We start from the raw sequence: 18,695 nt of genomic DNA, 5'->3' as shown, positions 1-18,695 counted from the left end.
GGCCGATCGCGCAGGCGGCGATTCTGCCAGCCGTCGCTGTCGCGATCAGCCCGCTGCTGAGCCTGAGTCTCAGGGGCGGTGCGTGGCTGGCGCTCGGCGTCGCTGTGGGCCAGCAAGTCCTGTGGGCCAGTGCAGCGGTCCTACGGGCCGGCGCCTCTCGACCGACCGTGGTGTCCGCCGGCGCTGTCAATCTCGTGCTCGGTCTGATCATCGTGGCCGCCAAAGCGGCACTTCAACACTGATCACGAACGTCGGCAACCAGGTAGCGAACTCACCACTCTAGGAGAGAGGCTGGGGCGCCGGGCCAGTGGCCTGCCGCTTCGCCGGCCGAGCTAGCGGGCACGGATGCACCCGCCAGCCACCCTTGTTGACTGCTGCTGACCCCTGCATCTGGCACGGCTGTGGCACGGCGACATCTTCGTCCCGAAGCAACTTGGGGGATGGCGTGGCCATCAGCTGGTGTGGCTTTCACCTGCGCTGATGGTCCGCAGGCGTTCGCGCTCGTCCGCCGCTGTTCGTCGGCGTTGTCACGCAGTTACACACTCAACGGTGCCGCTCCCTCCACGGTGTACGGAGGTCGCCAGCTGCGCTTGGGTGCCCAGCACGGCAGCTGTGGGCTCCGCAACTAGGGTCGAGGGCCCCCTTGGGCGATTGGTCGGCTGAGGGCGCCATCATGCAGGCGACATGCGTTGCTGCGGATCAAGACGAAGGTCTTGGGTCCGCAAACCTCGTCCATTCCGTAGTCACGGTGGGTTGACCGTGGCAAACTATCTGTATCGATGAGCTAAAAAGAAGTACATACCGTTGCGGTCTATTTGAAGCGAGTGATGCCAATAATGCAAGTTTCACTTCAGTCTTCCGGACTCATCGATTTCAATATTTTGCGCGTTAGGGCCGCCTCTACTGATGGCGGGCGAGCTATTTTCGAGCGTATGGTTGTTGACCTCGTGGGAGTGCGGTATCCCGAAGTTTCGACCATCGAAGCGAATCCTGGAGACTGGGGTATTGACGCGTATGTTGGGCAGCTCTTCGGAGACGATGTCTCCGTTTGGCAATCGAAATATTTCATAGATGGGTTCAATAAATCTCAGCAGTCTCAAGTTCGCGAGGCCTATGAAAGTGCGTTGAAATCAGCACGGGAAAACGGCTACACGCTGGCCTCGTGGACTCTTTGCATGCCATGTAATTTCGATGGACCGAACGAGCAGTGGTGGAAGAAATGGAAGAAGAAGAAGGAGAGTGAAGGTTCGGTCGTAATTGACCTTTGGAATGAAGCTAAACTAAGAAGGCTGCTGATAGCGGAAGACGCTAGGGCTGTACGGGAACAATACTTCAATGCCATTGCGACTGTGCCCGATATACCTACCCGCCCAGTGGTTACCTTGCAGGACCCTGAGCGCTACGACGGTGCGCTTTTTGTCCGGCAAATGCATGAAGCAGGCATGTTGGCATGCGATGAAGCCAAGGAAGAATTCTTTAACGCTGAGATTGTCAGCAGAGAAATTGCCGACAAGGCCGTGCCCGAAGAGATATCGGCTCTGGTGGATTCTCGCGCTGTCATAGCATCTCTATGGTCACAACGTTTCAACAGCGCCCTCCAGTCGCACCCTGGTCGACAGCTTCCCGGCCTTTACGAACGAGTGATGGATGCAGTCCGCGAACATCACCCTGCGATGCCTAAGGTAATTAGCTGCGGATTGATTCACGCCTTCGGTCTCGTCCACCAGCGCGTCAACGACGGCCGGGCTGGCTGGGTCCGTGATTTTCAGCAGATAGCGAAGCAGCATGCTGAACACGCTACGTCCGGCACACTAGTTGGGCTTTCGGGAGCATCCCACGCAGATACAACGACTCAAGACACGGCAGAACAGAAAGAGGGTGATGGGTCGTGACCTCACATGGCAGTCAAGTCAAGGACGGATTGGAGCCAGCGTTCCGACCAGAGGATGACCCAGCATTCCGGCTTGCCCAGCTGCTGTTGCTGCTTGAGGTAATCGACTCGAATGAGTGGACGGTGGGGCTAGACCGGCTGGGAATGCTGGACTTCTTTGCCGCGAATCCCTTCTTGATCATTAATGAGGGAGACCCCGCATACAAGCGACTAGTGCTAGCTGGCTTCGCTGCGAAACCTATTACTTATGCCTCGCCCGGCCAAAGATTCGCAACACGTCGCTCTAGGATCCAACATGATCTATCCCTTCTCGTATCCTACGCGCTGGCTAAGGTGAAGGCGAAAGATGGCTTCAGGACATTTGTGATTACATCCAAAGGGGCTGCTGTCGCACATGAACTGTGCAGCCTATATGCCGACTCATACCGTAATAGCGCTGAGGTAATTGGATCCCGCCTGCACCGGCTTTCGGATAAAAAGCTACAGGAAAACTGCCGGACTTGGCTGCGTGCTGATCCTGCGCTGCTTGACCTGTACGGCGACTAAGAGCGGGTGGGAGACATATCATGCGCGAGTTCGGGATCCGGATCCTAGGGCTTCAACTGCGGGGCTACCGGAAAAACTACCTTGTAGATTTCTCGAATGAGGAAGGAGATTTCAGCCCTCTGTCGGTAATTGCTGGGCAAATCTCAACAGGTAAGACGACGATCCTCGAATTTATCGATTATTGCCTGGGCGCCAGTAAGCATCCAGAGCACATCGAGATTGTAGAAGGTGTTCACACAGCCCGCCTTGGCATCATGGCTTACGAGCCTGTACTTGAGGCCGAGGGTGAATCCACCAACGCTACTGAGCCAGAGGTGGCTTCTCTTGCTGAGTCCCCGGACGCCGCTCGTTGGGGATTCAGAGAAGCATGGTACGTTCTGGAACGGTCGATCGATGGTGGTGCAAATTCGGTACGCGTGTTCAAGGGGACACTGAGGGATGCCACGGGCTTCCCTCGCCTACTATCAGCAGACATCTCGGCCGAGGAGAATGTTTCAAAGTTTTTGTTGCAACTCTGTGGGCTCGATGGTATTCGGCTCAGGCAGGCTCCGACAAAGGCAGATTCGGTTACTCATGCCCTGAGTTTCAGGGATCTCACGCCACTATGGTTCCTGACAAATACGCGGCTTGACAATAAAAATCTAACGTTTGAGCATCACCCATTTAAGGCAAACAAACTCCGACAGGTCGTCGACCTGATGTTCGGCATCTACGATGAAGTCGGGTCGGCCCTTAGCGAGCAGATTAACCAGCTGCGCGCGGAACTTGCGGAAGAGCGGGCCGGCAGCAAAGCGCTTTGGACCTTCCTTCGGGATCAGGGCATCACAGGTCCTCTCCAACTGGAGGAGCGAGCAGAGCAGTGTGATGCCTCTCTGCGGCGAGCGCGGAGAGACCTTGCTCAGCTTGATGAGCACGCCGTGGAGCGAACTTCTTTTGCGTCACAGTTGCGTGACGAATATCTGACGCGCTCGCGAGAAGCGCGCGAGGCAGGAGCCCGCCTCAGGGACAGGGAAACCCTGCTAAGGCGCCTTGTTCCATTGCGCGCTCAATACGCTGACGACGTCCGAAAACTAACGATGTTGGTTGAGGCTAGGAGGCTCTTCGATCCCCTCAGCGTCACGGTGTGTCCGGCTTGCGCGAGTGAACTAGACGGGCCCGTATCTATTGAAGGCGATCAGTGCAGTCTCTGTAGGTCCCATGTTCCTGGTTTGCTCCACCACTCCCTCGATTCGGCAAGAGAAGACAGTCGAATGGATGGTTTGAATGGTTACGATCTGGCGGAAGGTGAAGGGCAGGACGTCGACGTTAGTAAAGAGTTGAGGAGCACTCAACGCCGCCTCAACGAACTCAAGGAATACATCGAAAAGGTAGAGACAGAAGTTAGACATGCGCGGAAAGTAAGTAATGAGTCTGACGTGCTCGCTCTATCGCTGCAACGCCAGCTAGATTCCGTTACCCAGGAAGCTGTAACTCCGCTGCTCGCTGAAAGGGACAGGGTTGCCAAGGCGGTTAGCGATGCTGAGGCGGCGAAGAATGCTGTAGTGCAGCAGAGGTCGATGCTGGAATCCGTAGAAGCGAAGGCTCAGCACGTAGATTTGTTGACAGGCAGGCTCGCCGAAACCAATAGGCGGCTTAGGGAGATCCAGGAGAATCAAAGGGGGCGAGATGATCTCCTGCGTAGCCTTTCGGAGAGATTCGGTGAAATCCTCACCGACTTTGGGTTCCCGAAGCTTTCGGATGCTGAGATCGATCGACAATTGATCCCGCATGTTAGAAAGCTGCGCTACGACCGCGTGGGGTCATCAGGTGCCTTGACTCTTCTGGCGCTCGCCTGGGAATTGACGCTTTTTGAACTCGCTTACGAGGAAGAAGGCAGGCACCCGGGGTTCTTGCTCATCGATAGCCCGCAAAAGAACTTGGCGCCGGAGGGGCGAAAATCCGGTGATGCCGAAATTAGTGACTCTGTGGCCGGTGTCATCGTAAATAAGGTCTATGGTCACTTGAGGAGTTGGCTAAGTGGTGCGGGCGAGGGCGCTCAGGTCATCATTGTTGACAACGTACCGCCGACAGCAGTCGAACCGTTCGTGTGTATTAGTTTCTCTGGTGATCCTCAAAAGCCTCCGTACGGCCTGATCGATGACGCCACGAGTGCATGAAACCATTGGTGAATGAAGCTGACGGGGAAAGAGCGGTCGGTGGAGCGGCTTTGGGGTGGCGCTGCTTTGGCGCGAGTGATCATGGCCCCGTAAGCGCATGGCGCGGGCGGTGAAGTCGGCGGCGGTGCCGTCGGGGTAGCGCTGGTCGCCGAACGTGGTGATCTGGCTCTGCCGTTCGGCGTCGATCTCCTCGGCGAGGGCGCGGATGCCCGGGGGTGGCGAAGAGGGCGGGGTACGTGGCTGCTCCTATGCGGCGCTGGTGTCGGGCTCGTCGGTGACGAGGCGGAGGGTCGGGGTGCTCGGGGTGCTGGCTTCGGGGTCGGGTTCCGTGAAGTGCCAGCCGCTGATGCCGGTGAGGAGGTCGGCGACGTGCCGTTCCTGCTCCTCCGGCGTCCACGGGGTGATCGGCCGATGCAGCGGCTCGGGCTCCGGGTCGGGCGCCGGCGGGAGCGCCTGGCCGAAGGTGCCGGTGGGCCATTGCTCGGCGAGGAGCTGCTCGTACGCGGTGCTCATGTCTGCTCCGTTGCGAGGGCGTCGGCGATGGCGGCGGCCGGGGCGGGGATCGAGTCCGGGCCGTGGCGGACGGCGTGGGCGCCGACCGTGACCAGCCAGTCCGCGATGTGGAGCGCGAGCTGGGGGGTGAACAGGCCGGCGAGGTCGGAGCACACGCCGCCCATGCCGTTCGTGAAGCCGTCGCGCCAGGCGGTGGCGGGGTCGTAGCAGCGCCAGAAGCTGTCGCTGTCGAGGTCCCGCTGCGCGAGGTCGGCGGCGGCCCGGATACGGGCGGCGGCCTGGTGGAGACGCAGGGCCGGGCCGGGCGGCGGAAGCTGGATCGGGAAGGTCACTTGCCCTGCTCCTCGCGCTTGCGCTCGCAGAAGGCGCGGAGCGAGACGACGGCCATCTCGTACAGGGCGCGCAGCCCGACGCCGAGCTCCTCCGGGTCGGACCTGCGGAGCGCGGCGTACAGGGCCTCGGCGGTGCCCTGGTCGCGGTTGGCCCACGCGGTCAGGAACTGGCCGGCGAACCGGACACCGGGCGGCAGGACGTCCACGCTGCTCTCGGCGCCGGTCTCGACGTCCTCGACCTCCAGGACGAACCCGCCGGCACCGTGCTGCTGGATGGAGTCGAACGCGGCGGACTCGGCCAGGCCCAGGAACACGCCGAACATGGCGGCCTCGTCGCGGTGGACGAGGGGCCGGATCAGGTTCCAGGCGGCGGCGTCGTCGCCGGCGACGCCGTGCGCGAGGGCCTGGAATAGCTGCTGGCTGTCGACTTCGGCGGTGGGGCTGGTCATTCGGTGCCGGTCCTCTCGGTGTTGTCGGGGCGGCAGTCGCGGCACCAGCCGTCTGCGGGCAGGGTGCGGCTGGGGCGTTGGCAGCCGTGGCAGTCGCGCATCGGGCCGGGCCGCGGCTCGGGCGCCGGGGCGGGGTTGAGGTCGGGGACGGCGGCCAGGAACGTGCCCTGTACCGGCGCGGTCTGGGCGGCCCGGCGGTCTTCGGCTTCGCGTTCGCAGGTGCGGCAGGGCTCGCGGGTGTCGATGTCCACGCCGTCATCGCAGCGGGGGTGGGTGCACTTGCCGCGGCGCAGCAGGGCGACCGCGACGCCTACGGGGCGCAGCAGGCCGGGGCCGCCTCCGGTGGTGTCGTTGTCCAGGTCGTAGCCGTGGGCCAGCCAGCGGCGCTCTGCGCGGGCGATGAGGGCCTCCGCGGCGATCCCGGCCCGGAGTTCGGTGGTGATGGTGTCTACGACAGTCCGGGGTACGGGGCTGGGGAGCTGGTCGCGGAGGGGGCGGGGCAGGAGTCCGATCACGCAGCCGATGGCGGCGGCGGTTGTCTCGGCTGTCTCGGCGTCGGGCTCGTCTTGCAGCGCGGCGGAGCCGCTGGCGGCGCGCCCCGTACTACCGGTAGTGGGCCTACGGCCGTCACCACCAGTTTTCTCTCCCGTTTTCGTAGACCGTTTTCTATTAGACGTACCACCGTGTGGTACGTCGGAAAGCGGTACGTCGGAGCGACCTGCGGAAACGTCCTTCTGTGCAGGTCGCGCCGGGGTACCACCGTGCGGTACGTCGGAGCCGTCCGGCGTACCACCTGACGGTACGTCGGAGCGACCTGCGCTTTCTCCCTGCGCGGAGTCGCCCGAGGTACCACCTGCCGGTACGTCGGCGTGACCTGGGATGTCGTAGACCGTGAGGACCGTGCCGTGACGACCGCCGGGCAGCTGCTCGCGCTGGCTGCTGATGTAGCCGTACTCCTTCAACTCCGCGAACGCGGCCCGGAAGGACCGCCGGCCCTCGCCTTTCTCCCCCCGTGCCTGGGTAGCGAGGCGCCACAGCTCGTCGGCGGTGACCTCCCACCCGTCGGGGCGGCTGAGCAACTCAACGAGGATGCCCCGAGCCATGTAGGACAGGCGGGCGTCGCGCACGGACCGGTTAGGGACCTGCACGTAGTCCTCGGTGAGTCGGGAACGGCGGACTTTCACGTGGCCTGCTCCTGAGTGCTCAACTGGGTTCTCTCTCTGGGTCGTTCTGATCAAGGCGTGACGATGCGACCCCCCTTCAGGGCGGCTTTACAGGAGTGATCTCCTGCGTCGACTCTACCAAGAATGTGTACACTCGGGTACGCAGGCGTACCTCAGCTACCCTGTGCGTATGCCTGCGAACACCAGCGCCGAGATCGGCATCCGCGAATTGCGGGCCGCCCTGTCCGACGTCGTGAACGAGACCGCCGTCCGAGGCCGGATCACCTACGTGACCAGCCGGGGCCGACGCGTGGCCGCGATCGTTCCCGTGCCAGACGCGGAAGCCATCGAGGCGAAGAAGCAGCAGCCGGAGGAGGGAGACTCCCCGGCCTGACCGAGGAGTCCGCCCGTGTGGCTCGATGATCACCGCACCGCCCTGTACCGCTTCTACGACAAGGGCGGTGCTCTGCTGTACGTCGGCATCACTGCGAATGTCGAGAGCCGCTTCGCGGACCACGAGCGCAACAAGGAGTGGTGGCCGCAGGTGGCGAAGAAGACCATCGAGTGGTTCGACACCAGGCCGCCAGCCCGCGCCGCAGAAGTCCAGGCGATCCTCGACGAACGCCCGGCCTACAACGTCAACAGCTCCCCGTGGGCAGCAGGGCCCAGGGAGTTGGAGCCCGCCGAGCGCACCGTCGGTCAGATCCGCAGCAACCTCACGGAACAGGTCATGCGGGTGAGGTACACGGGAGAGCCGGTGGTCGTGGTCGACAGCACCAAGGCGCGCAGGCCCGTTGCCGCCCTCGTGCCGTTCGACTTCTACGAGCGCGCCCTTGAAGCGCTCGGCGACACCGAGGCCTCCGTCAACCTCTGACACCGCGCCCCTCCTCGTTCCCAAGCCCCGCACCTTGTGCGGGGCTTTGTGATGTTGTGGAACCGTTCCGGCAAGATCCGCGGGCTCAGTCCCCCTCGGCCACCGGACCGTGCTCGGCGACCAGCACCCGCCACCGGATGAACTCCGTGCCGTTCGCGGTCCAGCGGGCCCCGCTGCGCCGCCACACGCGGCCGGTGCGGTCCCGAACGGCTTGCACGCCAGCTGGCGCCTGGAAGGAACCAGGGCCGTCCGGTCGCCAGGTCCGCGCGGTCATGCGGGAACCAGCTGCAGCGCGCGGGCGTGCTGCGCGTCCAGCTCGGCGAGGGCCTCGGCCGGCCGCGGGTCCTGCTCGGCCTCGGCGCGCAGGAGCGGGAGCCCGGAGTCGATGGCGGCGAGGACCTCGTCGCGGGTGGCGGGCCGTCCTTCGGCGTACCAGCGGGTCTCGATCGGGTCGCCGACGGTCCACAGCCGGTGGCGGGGCTGGAGGCGCCAGTCGCGGGTGACCCAGACGAGGGCGACGCCCGGGTTGCGGCGGATCATGGTCCCGTCCGGTTCCTGCGCGGCCTCGGGCAGTCCGGTCTCCCTGCGCCGCATGTTGGGGTGGGTGAGGAACGGGCAGGCCTGCACGGCGTAGAGGGCGCAGTCGCGGTGCGAGGGCGGCTCGGCGGAGACCCGGTTGACCGCGCCCATGGGGCCGATGACGAACGCGGCGTTCGCGCCGAGGTGTTCGCCGCACAGCCAGCAGACGCGGAACCGCGCGGCGTCCTCGAGCTTGCCCGTGCCAACGACGCGGTGGTCCGGTACGCCGTCGATCCAGGCCACGAACCAGGGCACCGCGCGCCCATGCTTGTCGCGGGGCAGGCGGGCGATGCGCGACGGCATCGGGACGTTGGCGGCGCTCACTGTGGGGACCTCCTGGTGGGCTGGGTGGTGCGCGCGGGGCGGATCAGTTGGACCGGACGCGGGCGCTGCTGCGGGGCCGGAGGGTGACGCCGGCGTCGAGGAGCAGCTGGTGCACGGCGCCGTAGGAGCGGCTGGTGCGGGCGGCGATGCCGCGGATGCTGTAGCCCTCCCGGTACAGGCCGGCGAGGTCTTCGGCGACCGCCTTGCGGTCCTCGCCGGTGAGGTTCGGGTTCCTGCGGGTCATGTGGAGCATGTGGGTCTCCTGTGCTGAGAGCGGGCGCCTGGCCCGGTGGCGTGGGATTGGCGGGCCAGGCGCCCGGGTGGCCGCGCGTTGGGGCGCGCGGCCGGTCGGGGGGTCAGTGGTCGGCGGTGCAGCGGGACTTGCTGCCGCGCGGGCGGAAGACGGTGCCGGCCTCCGCCAGCAGCTGGCGCGTCGTGGACCACGGGCGGCCGATCTGCTCGGCGACGCACCGGGTGGTGTGACCGGCCTCGTAGAGCTCGACGGCTCGGGTACGGGTCGCAATGCGCTCGTCGCCCTTGAAAGGCTGGGACGGGCGGCGTTGAAGAGGCATCAGGCTTGTGCTCCTTGAGGGTCGGCCGTGCAGCGTTCGGCGTGCTCGGCTTCGATGTGCTTGGCGAAGTGCGCGACCTGGTCCCCGGACGCGGACTCGGTCTCCTGGCAGGCGGGGCAGCGGTAGTCGGCGGTCGGGACGCGGATCCGGCGCCCGCGGGCGTCCTGCTGGCCCACGTCGATGCGGATGGGCGCCGGCTGTAGCTCGGGGCGTTGGCCGACAGCGGCCTGCGCTGCCCGGTACTCCCGCGGGTTGGCCCGGCGCTTCCCCGAGGCGACCGCGCGGGCGTCATGGACGCGGGAGTCGGACAGCGGGGACGGCGTCGTCCAGGCGCCGGCCGGCATGCCGGGGCCGGGCTCCGGTTCCGGCAGGCCACGGAGGGCGGCGGGCGTGTGGAGCGGGCAGCACAGCCCGGAGAGGTACTCGCGGACGTTCTCCGTGGAGTGGCAGTACCGCTGCTCGGCCCCGATCCAGTGGGTGCAGGCGTTCATACGCTGGCCTTGGCGGCGGCGCGCATGGTGCTGTCCATGAGGTGGCCGGCGGCGACGCACCGGTACACGTCGCAGGTCCGCTTCACGGGGCCGTCTGGTTTGCGGCCGTGCCCGACTTCGAACGCGATCTGGTTGAAGGTGTGGTTCTTGCCGTTGATGGACACCGAGGGGTGGGGGCCAGTCCACATGACGTGGCCGTCCTCTTGCGGGCTGGTGCAGTCGTCGTAGACGCCGCGGATGGTCTCCGCGAACGTCCCCGCCTTCCGGACCGTGTAGGAAGGCTCCGCGGCCGGCTCTCGGGGCGGCCGTGACGCGCGGCGCTGCAGCCGGCGGCGGTCCCACTCGGACAGGCCGCCCCACACGCCGAAGTCCTGGCCCGTCTCAAGCGCCCACTGCAGGCACTCCTCCATAACGGGGCAGCGGCGGCAGACAGCCTTGGCCTCCTCGATGACGAGCACCCACGGGCCGTCGCTGCCCTTCGGGAAGAACACCTCCGGGTCTTCCTCGTCGCAGCAGGCGGCGGAGTCGCGCCAGTCGCTGTCGCGGCTGACGGTGTCCGGGTAGACGTAGTGGCTCATGAGGCCACCGCCTGCCGGTCGGTGTGGCGCTGCTCGCGCTTGCAGGCCTCGCAGTAGGCCGTGCCGCTCGGCTCATACCGGCCGTGCTCGCCCTGGTCGTGGCCGTGGACGCAGTGGGCAGGGCGTTCCTGCCCGCCCATGAGGTAGCGGAGCTGCTCGCGGGTCCGCTGCCGGCCTGCCTCGTCATCGACGCAGTCCGGGGCCACGCAGTGCTTGAAGTCGCACTCGGCCTTGACGTAGCCCTGCGGCTCACGCCCGTGTTTGATCTGGAAGGCGATCGCCGCGGCGCTGTACAGCTTGTCCTTGTAGGAGAGCAGCGGCGTGCCCGAGGCGGTGCCGCGGGTACCGGTCCACTCCGCGTGCCCGCCCTCGACGGGCTTGACGAACAGCGCCCACTTCTCCTCGAGGGTGCGGGTCCGCTCCGTCTGCACGAAGGCGGGCAGGCCGAGCTCGGCGCGGATACGGCGGACGCGGGCCTTGTCGCAACGCAGTTCTGTCGAGATACGGGTGTTGCTGTGGCCGTCGCGGAGCATGGCCACGATGTCCGCGCGGGTAGCGTTCGGGGGCCTCATTCCGTCACCCCCACCGCGTACTCGGGGTAGTCGGCGAAGGCGTGGTCGATGTACGACGTGCTGACGCCGATGCGCTCCGCGGCGTCCGCGCGGCTGAGGCGGCCCTTGGTCATCAGCCAGTGCGCGTCCTCGGCGACGATCTCCCGGCGGGTCCGCTGGTAGTCCGGTGTGAAGTGCGGGTCATCGATCGCGCCCGGAAACTGGTCCCAGTAGCGGGTCGGCGGCCAGCTGCGGGTCTTCGCGAGCGCGCGCGCACACCGGGCGCCTTTGGCGCTGACGCCGTAGCGGGTGGACCTCTTGCCGCGGAGCTCGTCGTAACCGCGGGCCACTTTCAGGGCCGTCGTTCCGAGAACAGGGAGTTCCTTGCAGGCAGCGGAGCGCGCCATGAGCTGTCCCACGTACTTGGAACCGAGGCCCACGCGCGGGGCGGCCCAGACCATCGGCCATGCGTCCGCGACGAGCGCCTGGAGCCGGCGAACGGTGCCGAGCGCCAGCACGTACTGGGGGATGACGTCCTCGGGCTTGAGGGCCAGCAGCCGTTCAGCGTTCTCGGTGAGCATCCGGTGCTTGAGAGGAGCGCGGCTGCCGTCCGGCCGCACCGGCAGGAGGTCCCGCACGGTCCGGTCGCTGAGCCCTGTTCGGATGGCGATGGCGTTCACGGTGCCGCCGGCCGCGATGATCTGCTGCACGTGGAGGCGTACGGGCTCGGCGTCGGCGAACCGTGCGTAGGCGCCCTGGCTTTGCAGCTTCCGGCGGGCGCGTTCATTCGCTCTGGCCCGCTCAACGCACGCGGGGCGCCGGCAGTTGTACCTGGTGGTGCAGGTCAACGTGTCGTGGTTCGGGGGCTCGCGGTCCGCGGCCGCCAGGGTGGCGGCCGCGGCCGGGGCGTCGACCAGGAGGGTCACGCCTGTCCTCCTTCCTGCTGCTGCTCGTCACGGACGGCGGCCCGGAGCTGGTCAAGGCCAGCGGCGAGGCCGGGGTCCAGGTAGGCGGGCATGGACCAGATGCGTTCGCACTCGTCGAGGTCCGCGAGGTTGATGCCGGGCCGGGTGTCGATCCGGGGCCGCGCGGCCCGGGGCAGCTGCTCGGCGAGCACGACATCGAGGTCGGCCTGGACGCGGGCCACTGCGGCGGCGGCGCGGCGGATCTGCCACAGGAAGACCGGGATGGCCAGCACGAACACTGCGGCGATGAGGGGCTGGTTCACTGGGCACCTGCCGGGGTTGCCGTGCCGCACGTCCAGCAGGTCCGGGAGCCGTCGCGGTGCATGGCGTGCGCCTGGTCCCGGCGGCACTCAGGGCACCGGGCGGACTCCGTGGCAACGAGCTCGCCGAGGTCCAGCAGCCGTTGTAGCTCCTCCTCGTCAAGCACGGCCTGCGCGGGCAGGGCGGGCTGGTCGACCAGCGCGGGGCCGCGGAGGCGGTGCCGGCCGGTCGGGGCGACGATCTGCCGCAGGACGGACAGCGGTCGGGTCAGCTGGTCGAGCGTCATGAGGAGGCCCCTTTCTCGTTCGCGGCCGTGTCGGCGGTGGTGGCGCGGGCGCGAGCGATCGCGCGTGGCGCCTGGGCGATCCGCTGCGCGGTCTCGACGGCCTTGGCGCGGTCGAATCCGGAGCCGACCTGCGCGGCCTCCAGCTGCTCGCACAGCACGCGGTTACGGCGGGCCAGGCGGTCGTTGACGTCGTACAGGGCGGAGTACTGGGCGGCGATCGTCCTGCGATTCGCGACCTCGGTCCGGGCGATGTCCTCGGCTCGTTCGGCGCGCTCCCGCTGCCGGTTGGTCTCGGCCTTGGCCGCGGCGAGGTCCTCGTCGCGGCGGCTACGCCACACCAGGGGCCACCTCATGAGGCACCCCCACGCTGGGCCGGGAGCAGCGGCCAGGAGCCGTCGATCACCTTGTCCGGGTCTCCGCCGGCCTCGGGCGGCGCGGAGCGGAAGTACTCCTGCAGCGAGGCCTGCTGCTGCGCGCGCCACTCCTGCTGGGCTGCGAACAACTCCGGCGGCGTGAAGTCGTTGAGCGGCCGGTACCTCTGGAACTGGGCTTCGGCGATCAACAGGGCGGCGAGCGCGTCCGCTTCGGCGGTGTGCCAGTCGGTCAGCTCCACGCCGTACCGGCCAGCGGTCGGCTTCAGCTTCCGCTGGCCCTTCCCCCGTAGGCGCTCCACGTAGTGCCGGTCGATGACGTGCGGGTCGATCAGGGGCAGCGGGGTGCCGCTCACGCGGTCCTCGACCGTCGGCAGGCCGTGCCGGACCAGGTCGTAATACAAGATCGACCAGTCAAAGGACTGGTTGAACGCGATGATGGGCCAGCCCCACTTCGCGGCGCGGGCGAGGTTGGTGGCGATCTCATCGAGCGCGACCTTCGGGTCCTGGCCGTGGGCCTGGACCATCGCGTCGGTGATGCCGTGCACCTCGGTGGCCTCCGGTGGGATGGGCACCTGCGGGTTGATCAGCCAAGAGAACACGTGGTCCTGGTGGTCGCCGCCGCGGACGATGAACGCGGCGCTGACGATCCGGTCCTCGAGCGGGTCCGGTCCCGACGTCTCCGTATCCCACGCAGCCTTACGGGCGTTGATGAACGTGGTCATCGGCGTGCCCCCGATCCGGGCGCGGCAGCCGCCGGCCAGCTGGACCCCTGCGCGGCAGGCTCGTCGGGCTCGTCGGGTACGACCTCTGCGTCGATGACGCCGTCCTCGTCGGGCTCCTGGTCTCCCGGGCCCGGGTGGTCGTCAGCGGCCTCGGCGTCCTTCCGGGCGGCGATGACCGCCAGCTGCTGGGACAGCTCGCACTTGCCTCGCGGGTCGGCGTGACCCGCGTCGCGGGCTTTGCGCCACACGTCTCGCACGTCATCGGACGTGAGCGCGCCCTCGGCTTCCGCGAGGTAGTCGGGGCGCGGCGCCTCGATCGCGAGAGGCCCGTCGCCGGCGAGTGCCGGGTTCAAGGCCAGGGCGGTCGGGATCGGCCCGGACAGGGCCTGCCGCGGGGTCACGCCGCGCACCTCGACAACGACGACCGGGAAGTGCTTCGTCTCCCCACGAGCCACGCGGGTGCGCGGCTCGATCCGCAGCGTCACCGGGACCAGGCCTTTGCCGCCCGTGCCGGACAGCACCATGTCGACGGTGCCCGCCAACTCGTTGGAGGCATAGAAGGAGTGGGTCTCGGCGCGCCAGACGCCCATGTCGGGCATGTCCAGGAGCACCACGTTCAGGCGGGACGTGGCCGAGCAGACCTTGTCCTTCTTGTAGGGGTTCAGCCGCAGCAGGTACCAGTCCTCGCCGAACTCGGCGATGCACCGGCAGGGCTGCCGGGTGAGCTGCTCGGTCTCGCCGTCACAGCGACGCTGGCAGCCGCCCTTGGTCCACATCTCGTTGTACTGCGAGAGCGGGTCCCCGCCCGGCAGACAGGCTTCGAGCTGCTCGGCCTGGGTGATCACCCGGAACTGCGGGGCTCCGTTGCCCTGCGGCTGCCAGCGCTCGACCTTCCCGCCGTACAGCTCGGCGGCCCGCTCGACGTAGTGCGCGGCGTGGCTGGAGATCACCCACGTCTTGGACTTGACCGGGCGCGGGCGCTTACTGGCGTCCTCGTTCGGGACGCTCCACCCGGTACGCAGTCGACCCAACTCCCGGGCCTGGCGCTGCTTGTTGATGATGCGGCCACCCATGATCAGGCTGCCTTTCGGTTCAAGGGCGCTTCCTCTGCCACCGGGGGCAGGAGCGCGGGGTACGTGGATTCCGCCGCGTGCAGCCACTTGGTGGTCTGCAGCGCGCCACGGAACGCGCGGTGGGCGCGGCGGTTGCCGGGCATCGGCACCAGGGCGTGCGAGCGGGAGCGGAGGTTGAGGATTCCGGTGCGGTCCACCGGCGGGACCGGCATCTCGGTGTCATCCGGCAGCAGGACCGTCTCCGCGTACCGGAGCGCGGCCAGCTGCAACGTGTACTCCGGGTACACCGACGAAGCGGGCCGGGTCGCCGAGGACTTGTAGTCGATCAGCCACCGCTGCTTCGCGCGGCGCCCCCTCGCCCAGCGGCGGCCGGTCCGCAGGAGCATGACCACGTCGCCGGTGCCCGCGTAGCCGAGGCGGCGGTGCAGGAACGTCATCTCCGCGGCCAGGATGTCCTGGTCGATGTCCACGTCCCACCGCTCCCAGAACAGCACCAACTGCCGGGCGTACGGGTCCACCTGCGGGTCGGCCGGGAACGGAGCCTGGAGCGCCATCATGTGCGCGCGGTGGTGGATCCGGGAGCCGAGGTCCATGGCTTTCTCGGAGGCGTTCCGGTGGACGGCCTTCATCTCCTTCAACAGGGCCTCGCGGTCCTTGACGGCGCGGCGGGCGACCTCGATGCGGTGCTCCAGCACCCACTCCGCGGTCAACTTCACGGCCCACGGCGGGATCGCGTGCTTGGCGACCCCCACGGACAGGACGTTGGTGACGGACACCAGGTCCGGGCCCCCGGCGGGGTCGGTGTAGTACCGGCCCCGCTCGGTCTGCTTCGCCCACTTCGGATCAGTCACCGGGCGCCGCCCGGCGTGAGACCGGCGACGGCGTCAGCCCACGCGCTGTCGGCGTCGGGGCCGGGGCCCCAGACGGCATTGCCGTAGGCCTCCATGGCGCGGGCAGCGATCCGCCGCGCGCCTTCCGCGCCGGCGATGACCTCGCCGCGCTCGATCTGGCCGAGGACCCGGTCGTCGTCCCGCGGGGGCTGGACGGCCCGCAGGTCGGTCACGGTTGGTCGGTTCACCGCTGGCCGCCCTTCTGCCCGGTGAGGGCGTCGGCGGCCACGCTCAGCAGGTACGAGGTCACGACCATCGCGGCCAGCCACACGGCGCTCCAGGCCTGCCCGTTGAACGGGACGGCCAGGAGGTCCGCGACAAGGGCGGCGATGCTGCAGATGACCGTGTACCGGGCGAACGCGCCCGCGGCCTGGCGGACGGTGCGGCGGCTCACGGGCGCGTCTCCGTCTGCGACATACGCAGCAGGCCCATGCGGTCCGCGATCGCCACGGCGTGCGCCGCGTTCCGGGCCCCGAGCTGCTCGTACAGGTGCTTCCGGTGCGACTTGACGGTCTCCAAGCTCCGGGCCAGACGCGCGGCCGTCTCCTCGACCGACTCGCCGGCGGCCAAGCCAACGAGGACGGCGTGGCGCTGGCTGCTGATGGTCATCAGCGGCGCGACACCTCGGGAGGCGCGGGCCACCACGAGGGTGGTGAGCGCGTCCACTTGCCGAAGGGTGAGCGGCAGGTTCAGTTCGTCAGCGGCGTCGATGAGCTTCTGCCGCAGGTCGAAAACGGAAATCACTGGGGCTCCCCCGTGTTCGTGCTGGTGGTGGGGTCGTAGCTGGTGCGGCCCTGGGCGTCGGTGCTCTTGGTCAGGAGTCCGGCTCGGGCAAGGCCGCGCAGGTCTTTGCGAGTCGTGTTCCGGCCCGTCGTGGGCCAGGGCGACTCGGCCATGAGGCGTTCGGCGTCGCCGGTGCGGACGGGCTGTCCAGCGGCCGTGAGGGCTTTCAGGAGCCAGCTGCGGCGGGTGTTCAGCTCGGCGCTCATGCGGCCGCACCTCCCTCGCGGCGCTGCGCGGGGATCTGCACGACCGGGGCCGGGGCCGCTGCCCGCAGCTGGTCCACCAGCTGCGCCAGCTCGCCGCCGTACAGGGGCAGTTCGTAGCCCAGCGCGGCCGTCAGCTTCTCCATCAGGAGCTGCTCCGGCTCCCACCCGTCGCGCTGCCGTGCCTGCCCCCGGTCCGCTGCCATCTCCAGCAGCAGGTCGAGCAGGTCTGGGTTGTCGGCCAGCGTTTCCAGGGTGGCGGTGAGGTAGTGCTCGACGTCGAGCATCACTCCGGCCGGGACGCGGCGGACGTACAGGCGGTACGGGCCGGTGACGGTGGGGCGCCGGAAGAGGCGGTGCAGGTACAGGCGGATGCGGTTCACTGGTCGCCGCCCTTCGTGGCGAGCAGCTCGCCGAGCTTGATCAGGTTGCCGACCTCGTTGATGCGGTCGCGCTCGCACGCGCTGCACGGCTGCACCAGCTCAAACGCGCCGCTCTCGTCGTCGGCGTAGTACCGGTAGCGCAGGTACTCCGGCCGTCCCGGGGCCAGGGGCGCGGTGGCCTCCTCGACGTCCTCGGGTAGTTCGGCGTGGGGCGTGTATGTCCACTCCAGCTGGTCGGCGGTGTCTCCGAGTCGGTCCCGGGCGGTGGTGCGGGCAGCGTTCAGGAAGCCTTCGCGCTCGTGGTCGAAATGCTCGTCCGCCTGGTCCTCGGCGGCATTGGCGTACTCGGTGAACGCGGTCTCGGCGGCTTCGACGAGCGTCATGGTGTCTTCGGGGGTCATCGGGAGGCCTCCGGGGCAGCAGGTGTGAGGAGCATGAGGAGCACGGCTGCCGACAGGGCGGCGTCACGTGTCACCGCGCGGGCGGTGGCGGGCAGTTCACGCACGGGGCGCGGGGCGAGGTGCTCGGCCTCGATGAGGAGGAAGAACGGCACCAGCGAGGCGGCGTACAGGGACACCGCGAGGAACACGGCGGCCGGGGGCGTCAGCCCGGCGTGGAGGGTCAGCACCCGGCACCGCCTCGGGCCTCGTCCTCGCGGAGGGCCTGCACCGGCGCGAACGTCCGCGTCAGCTTGTCCGCCGGCGCCTCGACGCTCGCGTCGGTCTCCTTCGGCTGGACCTTCAGCGGCGTCACGCGGCCCGGCGCGTCGTGCTTGCGGGCGTCCGTGTCGGGGTCCGTCCAGATCTGCTGGTGGACGCCGTCCTCTTCGATCCAGTCGAAGCCGTACCGGCCGGACGTGAACGCGATCTCGATCCGCGCGTCCTCGTCGCACAGGGCTTTCGCCGTCTTGAGGTCCCAGTACAGGAGGGGCTCGGCGCCCTCGTACTCCGTGAGGTAGAGGGTCGGGGTGCCCGCTTGCAGCTCGGCGAGACGGGCCTCGGCCTTGTCTGCCCGCTCGCGCTGCTCCCGGCACAGCCGGTCCAGCGTGTCCGCCCGGGCCATCTGCGCAGCGACAGCGGCGTGCAGGTGCCGGATCTGCCCCACCGGGGCCAGGATCCGGACCGTCGCGTCGCCGAACGCGGCGTCCTCCAGCTCGGCGATACGAGCGAGGAGCCGCTCCTTGTCCCGCAACAGCGCCCGCGACACCGGGTCCTGCTGCGCGCGGTGCTGGAACCAGGCCGCGTTCAGCGCGTCGCGGTTCTCGTCCACCTGCAGCCACGCCCGTACGTCCGCGCGGGCCTGGGCCGTCGCGGTGTCGGACGCCCAGGTGATGGAGTCGAGGTAGCCGTGGGCGGTGTCCAGTACCTCGCCCCACTCCTTGTCGCGGAGCGAGTCGTGGAAGTGCGCCGGCAGCAGGTAGTGCGCGCGGGCCACGTCCGGGATCTCGACGTACACCGACGTCTGCGACTCGGAGGGGTGCACGACGTCGAAGTGGCCGAGGCGCACCCGTACGTTGGCGGTCGTCATGCCGTCACCGCCGTGGTCTCGTCGGCGACCTGCGGGGTCTCCGCCTGCTCCTGGGTGAGCGGCACGCTGAAACCCGTCAGCTCGACGCGCGTGCCGCGGAACATGCCCTCGACCGCTAGGAGCGTGTCCCAGTAACCGGCAACCCACTTGCGGTTCGTGATCATTCATGCGGGATGATCTCGGTATGCGTGATCGGGATGGGCTGTTCG

Annotated in this window: 31 protein-coding genes and 2 pseudogenes; 6 read left to right on the top strand and 27 right to left on the bottom strand. The window is 67.9% G+C overall.

The annotated features are described in order from the left end of the window. The 4 genes and pseudogenes from ACWDA7_RS38925 to ACWDA7_RS38910 all read left to right on the top strand — a co-directional run. Window positions 1-242 (top strand): annotated as a pseudogene (locus tag ACWDA7_RS38925) (hypothetical protein); the annotation flags it as partial. 690 nt (window positions 243-932) lie between these two features. Then, a complete protein-coding gene (locus ACWDA7_RS38920) occupies window positions 933-1,892 on the top strand; it encodes a serine/threonine protein kinase (protein WP_450610973.1) in 960 nt (319 codons plus the stop codon). A gap of 143 nt (window positions 1,893-2,035) precedes the next feature. Next, window positions 2,036-2,437 (top strand): ABC-three component system middle component 2, encoded by a 402-nt coding sequence (locus ACWDA7_RS38915; RefSeq protein ID WP_450610975.1) that lies wholly within the window; start codon window positions 2,036-2,038, stop codon window positions 2,435-2,437. 20 nt (window positions 2,438-2,457) lie between these two features. Beyond that, on the top strand, window positions 2,458-4,593 hold the full coding sequence (locus tag ACWDA7_RS38910) for a hypothetical protein (protein ID WP_450610971.1): 2,136 nt from the start codon (window positions 2,458-2,460) through the stop codon (window positions 4,591-4,593). A gap of 246 nt (window positions 4,594-4,839) precedes the next feature. On the opposite strand, the gene ACWDA7_RS38905 is transcribed toward ACWDA7_RS38910, so the two are convergent. The 4 genes from ACWDA7_RS38905 to ACWDA7_RS38890 are packed head-to-tail and all read right to left on the bottom strand — an operon-like array spanning window position 4,840 to window position 7,071. Beyond that, complete coding sequence (locus tag ACWDA7_RS38905) at window positions 4,840-5,106, bottom strand: hypothetical protein (protein WP_450610969.1); 267 nt, start codon at window positions 5,104-5,106, stop codon at window positions 4,840-4,842. Continuing rightward, window positions 5,103-5,438: a hypothetical protein gene (locus ACWDA7_RS38900; RefSeq protein ID WP_450610967.1), complete on the bottom strand. Its 336-nt coding sequence runs from the start codon at window positions 5,436-5,438 to the stop codon at window positions 5,103-5,105. The genes ACWDA7_RS38905 and ACWDA7_RS38900 overlap by 4 nt, the downstream gene beginning before the upstream one ends. Continuing rightward, complete coding sequence (locus ACWDA7_RS38895) at window positions 5,435-5,887, bottom strand: hypothetical protein (RefSeq protein WP_450610965.1); 453 nt, start codon at window positions 5,885-5,887, stop codon at window positions 5,435-5,437. The genes ACWDA7_RS38900 and ACWDA7_RS38895 overlap by 4 nt, the downstream gene beginning before the upstream one ends. After that, window positions 5,884-7,071 (bottom strand): hypothetical protein, encoded by a 1,188-nt coding sequence (locus tag ACWDA7_RS38890; protein ID WP_450610963.1) that lies wholly within the window; start codon window positions 7,069-7,071, stop codon window positions 5,884-5,886. The genes ACWDA7_RS38895 and ACWDA7_RS38890 overlap by 4 nt, the downstream gene beginning before the upstream one ends. A 169-nt stretch (window positions 7,072-7,240) precedes the next feature. Between ACWDA7_RS38890 and ACWDA7_RS38885 the strand changes: the two genes are divergently transcribed. Both ACWDA7_RS38885 and ACWDA7_RS38880 read left to right on the top strand, forming a co-directional pair. Beyond that, complete coding sequence (locus ACWDA7_RS38885; RefSeq protein ID WP_450610961.1) at window positions 7,241-7,444, top strand: type II toxin-antitoxin system prevent-host-death family antitoxin; 204 nt, start codon at window positions 7,241-7,243, stop codon at window positions 7,442-7,444. Window positions 7,445-7,459: 15 nt separating this feature from the next. Continuing rightward, entirely contained in the window at window positions 7,460-7,924 is a 465-nt protein-coding gene (locus ACWDA7_RS38880) for a GIY-YIG nuclease family protein (RefSeq protein WP_450610959.1), read from the top strand. Between the two features lie 85 nt (window positions 7,925-8,009). Here the strand turns inward: ACWDA7_RS38880 and ACWDA7_RS38875 are convergent, their stop codons facing one another. The 23 genes and pseudogenes from ACWDA7_RS38875 to ACWDA7_RS38765 form a co-directional block, all read right to left on the bottom strand. Then, window positions 8,010-8,141: a hypothetical protein gene (locus ACWDA7_RS38875; protein ID WP_450610957.1), complete on the bottom strand. Its 132-nt coding sequence runs from the start codon at window positions 8,139-8,141 to the stop codon at window positions 8,010-8,012. A gap of 53 nt (window positions 8,142-8,194) precedes the next feature. Beyond that, window positions 8,195-8,827 carry a hypothetical protein gene (locus tag ACWDA7_RS38870; RefSeq protein ID WP_450610955.1) on the bottom strand — a complete coding sequence of 211 codons (633 nt, stop codon included), beginning with the start codon at window positions 8,825-8,827 and terminating at the stop codon, window positions 8,195-8,197. A gap of 43 nt (window positions 8,828-8,870) precedes the next feature. After that, entirely contained in the window at window positions 8,871-9,080 is a 210-nt protein-coding gene (locus ACWDA7_RS38865; RefSeq protein WP_450610953.1) for a helix-turn-helix domain-containing protein, read from the bottom strand. A 103-nt stretch (window positions 9,081-9,183) separates the two neighbouring features. Beyond that, window positions 9,184-9,399 (bottom strand): helix-turn-helix domain-containing protein, encoded by a 216-nt coding sequence (locus ACWDA7_RS38860; protein ID WP_450610951.1) that lies wholly within the window; start codon window positions 9,397-9,399, stop codon window positions 9,184-9,186. Next, window positions 9,399-9,890: a hypothetical protein gene (locus tag ACWDA7_RS38855; protein WP_450610949.1), complete on the bottom strand. Its 492-nt coding sequence runs from the start codon at window positions 9,888-9,890 to the stop codon at window positions 9,399-9,401. Before ACWDA7_RS38855 ends, ACWDA7_RS38860 begins: the two co-directional genes overlap by 1 nt. Before the next feature lie 305 nt (window positions 9,891-10,195). Continuing rightward, window positions 10,196-10,468: pseudogene (locus ACWDA7_RS38850) on the bottom strand (WhiB family transcriptional regulator); the annotation flags it as partial. Then, window positions 10,465-11,040, bottom strand: coding sequence for a hypothetical protein (locus ACWDA7_RS38845; protein ID WP_450610947.1), 576 nt, complete (start codon window positions 11,038-11,040; stop codon window positions 10,465-10,467). The pseudogene ACWDA7_RS38850 and the gene ACWDA7_RS38845, both read right to left, overlap by 4 nt. Beyond that, window positions 11,037-11,945: a hypothetical protein gene (locus tag ACWDA7_RS38840; protein WP_450610945.1), complete on the bottom strand. Its 909-nt coding sequence runs from the start codon at window positions 11,943-11,945 to the stop codon at window positions 11,037-11,039. The genes ACWDA7_RS38845 and ACWDA7_RS38840 overlap by 4 nt, the downstream gene beginning before the upstream one ends. Further along, a complete protein-coding gene (locus tag ACWDA7_RS38835) occupies window positions 11,942-12,247 on the bottom strand; it encodes a hypothetical protein (RefSeq protein ID WP_450610943.1) in 306 nt (101 codons plus the stop codon). Before ACWDA7_RS38835 ends, ACWDA7_RS38840 begins: the two co-directional genes overlap by 4 nt. Next, a complete protein-coding gene (locus tag ACWDA7_RS38830; protein ID WP_450610941.1) occupies window positions 12,244-12,531 on the bottom strand; it encodes a hypothetical protein in 288 nt (95 codons plus the stop codon). Before ACWDA7_RS38830 ends, ACWDA7_RS38835 begins: the two co-directional genes overlap by 4 nt. Next, window positions 12,528-12,884 (bottom strand): hypothetical protein, encoded by a 357-nt coding sequence (locus ACWDA7_RS38825; RefSeq protein ID WP_450610939.1) that lies wholly within the window; start codon window positions 12,882-12,884, stop codon window positions 12,528-12,530. Before ACWDA7_RS38825 ends, ACWDA7_RS38830 begins: the two co-directional genes overlap by 4 nt. Further along, the gene (locus ACWDA7_RS38820) at window positions 12,881-13,627 is read right to left on the bottom strand and encodes an exonuclease domain-containing protein (protein ID WP_450610937.1); all 747 of its coding nucleotides are present in this window, start codon (window positions 13,625-13,627) and stop codon (window positions 12,881-12,883) included. The genes ACWDA7_RS38825 and ACWDA7_RS38820 overlap by 4 nt, the downstream gene beginning before the upstream one ends. After that, window positions 13,624-14,700: a recombination directionality factor gene (locus ACWDA7_RS38815; protein WP_450610935.1), complete on the bottom strand. Its 1,077-nt coding sequence runs from the start codon at window positions 14,698-14,700 to the stop codon at window positions 13,624-13,626. The genes ACWDA7_RS38820 and ACWDA7_RS38815 overlap by 4 nt, the downstream gene beginning before the upstream one ends. Before the next feature lie 2 nt (window positions 14,701-14,702). Further along, window positions 14,703-15,551, bottom strand: a complete 849-nt coding sequence (locus tag ACWDA7_RS38810) for a hypothetical protein (protein WP_450610933.1) — start codon at window positions 15,549-15,551, stop codon at window positions 14,703-14,705. Continuing rightward, complete coding sequence (locus tag ACWDA7_RS38805) at window positions 15,548-15,778, bottom strand: hypothetical protein (RefSeq protein WP_450610931.1); 231 nt, start codon at window positions 15,776-15,778, stop codon at window positions 15,548-15,550. The genes ACWDA7_RS38810 and ACWDA7_RS38805 overlap by 4 nt, the downstream gene beginning before the upstream one ends. Beyond that, window positions 15,775-15,984 carry a hypothetical protein gene (locus tag ACWDA7_RS38800; protein ID WP_450610930.1) on the bottom strand — a complete coding sequence of 70 codons (210 nt, stop codon included), beginning with the start codon at window positions 15,982-15,984 and terminating at the stop codon, window positions 15,775-15,777. The genes ACWDA7_RS38805 and ACWDA7_RS38800 overlap by 4 nt, the downstream gene beginning before the upstream one ends. Next, a complete protein-coding gene (locus tag ACWDA7_RS38795) occupies window positions 15,981-16,334 on the bottom strand; it encodes a response regulator transcription factor (RefSeq protein WP_450610928.1) in 354 nt (117 codons plus the stop codon). Before ACWDA7_RS38795 ends, ACWDA7_RS38800 begins: the two co-directional genes overlap by 4 nt. Next, complete coding sequence (locus ACWDA7_RS38790) at window positions 16,331-16,579, bottom strand: hypothetical protein (RefSeq protein WP_450610926.1); 249 nt, start codon at window positions 16,577-16,579, stop codon at window positions 16,331-16,333. The genes ACWDA7_RS38795 and ACWDA7_RS38790 overlap by 4 nt, the downstream gene beginning before the upstream one ends. Continuing rightward, on the bottom strand, window positions 16,576-16,959 hold the full coding sequence (locus tag ACWDA7_RS38785) for a hypothetical protein (protein WP_450610925.1): 384 nt from the start codon (window positions 16,957-16,959) through the stop codon (window positions 16,576-16,578). Before ACWDA7_RS38785 ends, ACWDA7_RS38790 begins: the two co-directional genes overlap by 4 nt. Then, window positions 16,956-17,360 (bottom strand): hypothetical protein, encoded by a 405-nt coding sequence (locus ACWDA7_RS38780; RefSeq protein WP_450610923.1) that lies wholly within the window; start codon window positions 17,358-17,360, stop codon window positions 16,956-16,958. The genes ACWDA7_RS38785 and ACWDA7_RS38780 overlap by 4 nt, the downstream gene beginning before the upstream one ends. Further along, window positions 17,357-17,587 (bottom strand): hypothetical protein, encoded by a 231-nt coding sequence (locus ACWDA7_RS38775; protein ID WP_450610921.1) that lies wholly within the window; start codon window positions 17,585-17,587, stop codon window positions 17,357-17,359. The genes ACWDA7_RS38780 and ACWDA7_RS38775 overlap by 4 nt, the downstream gene beginning before the upstream one ends. Then, the gene (locus ACWDA7_RS38770; protein WP_450610920.1) at window positions 17,581-18,486 is read right to left on the bottom strand and encodes a hypothetical protein; all 906 of its coding nucleotides are present in this window, start codon (window positions 18,484-18,486) and stop codon (window positions 17,581-17,583) included. Before ACWDA7_RS38770 ends, ACWDA7_RS38775 begins: the two co-directional genes overlap by 7 nt. After that, window positions 18,483-18,650, bottom strand: a complete 168-nt coding sequence (locus tag ACWDA7_RS38765) for a hypothetical protein (protein WP_450610918.1) — start codon at window positions 18,648-18,650, stop codon at window positions 18,483-18,485. The genes ACWDA7_RS38770 and ACWDA7_RS38765 overlap by 4 nt, the downstream gene beginning before the upstream one ends. Between the last annotated feature and the right edge of the window lie 45 nt (window positions 18,651-18,695).

Source organism: Streptomyces sp. NPDC001156, from assembly GCF_053598275.1.
Note: the sequence above shows the minus strand (reverse complement) of the source record. Positions and strands in the feature narration are given on the sequence as shown.

Bases quoted from the DNA above. Each gene is read 5' to 3' on its own strand.
- ACWDA7_RS38820 (WP_450610937.1), bottom strand. From the start codon at position 13,627: ATGACCACGTTCATCAACGCCCGTAAGGCTGCGTGGGATACGGAGACG.
- ACWDA7_RS38830 (WP_450610941.1), bottom strand. From the start codon at position 12,531: ATGACGCTCGACCAGCTGACCCGACCGCTGTCCGTCCTGCGGCAGATC.
- ACWDA7_RS38885 (WP_450610961.1), top strand. From the start codon at position 7,241: ATGCCTGCGAACACCAGCGCCGAGATCGGCATCCGCGAATTGCGGGCC.
- ACWDA7_RS38905 (WP_450610969.1), bottom strand. From the start codon at position 5,106: ATGAGCACCGCGTACGAGCAGCTCCTCGCCGAGCAATGGCCCACCGGC.
- ACWDA7_RS38765 (WP_450610918.1), bottom strand. From the start codon at position 18,650: ATGATCACGAACCGCAAGTGGGTTGCCGGTTACTGGGACACGCTCCTA.
- ACWDA7_RS38815 (WP_450610935.1), bottom strand. From the start codon at position 14,700: ATGGGTGGCCGCATCATCAACAAGCAGCGCCAGGCCCGGGAGTTGGGT.
- ACWDA7_RS38790 (WP_450610926.1), bottom strand. From the start codon at position 16,579: ATGAGCGCCGAGCTGAACACCCGCCGCAGCTGGCTCCTGAAAGCCCTC.
- ACWDA7_RS38860 (WP_450610951.1), bottom strand. From the start codon at position 9,399: ATGCCTCTTCAACGCCGCCCGTCCCAGCCTTTCAAGGGCGACGAGCGC.
- ACWDA7_RS38895 (WP_450610965.1), bottom strand. From the start codon at position 5,887: ATGACCAGCCCCACCGCCGAAGTCGACAGCCAGCAGCTATTCCAGGCC.
- ACWDA7_RS38865 (WP_450610953.1), bottom strand. From the start codon at position 9,080: ATGCTCCACATGACCCGCAGGAACCCGAACCTCACCGGCGAGGACCGC.
- ACWDA7_RS38770 (WP_450610920.1), bottom strand. From the start codon at position 18,486: ATGACGACCGCCAACGTACGGGTGCGCCTCGGCCACTTCGACGTCGTG.
- ACWDA7_RS38780 (WP_450610923.1), bottom strand. From the start codon at position 17,360: ATGACCCCCGAAGACACCATGACGCTCGTCGAAGCCGCCGAGACCGCG.
- ACWDA7_RS38845 (WP_450610947.1), bottom strand. From the start codon at position 11,040: ATGAGGCCCCCGAACGCTACCCGCGCGGACATCGTGGCCATGCTCCGC.
- ACWDA7_RS38910 (WP_450610971.1), top strand. From the start codon at position 2,458: ATGCGCGAGTTCGGGATCCGGATCCTAGGGCTTCAACTGCGGGGCTAC.
- ACWDA7_RS38825 (WP_450610939.1), bottom strand. From the start codon at position 12,884: ATGAGGTGGCCCCTGGTGTGGCGTAGCCGCCGCGACGAGGACCTCGCC.
- ACWDA7_RS38920 (WP_450610973.1), top strand. From the start codon at position 933: ATGGTTGTTGACCTCGTGGGAGTGCGGTATCCCGAAGTTTCGACCATC.
- ACWDA7_RS38855 (WP_450610949.1), bottom strand. From the start codon at position 9,890: ATGAACGCCTGCACCCACTGGATCGGGGCCGAGCAGCGGTACTGCCAC.
- ACWDA7_RS38915 (WP_450610975.1), top strand. From the start codon at position 2,036: ATGCTGGACTTCTTTGCCGCGAATCCCTTCTTGATCATTAATGAGGGA.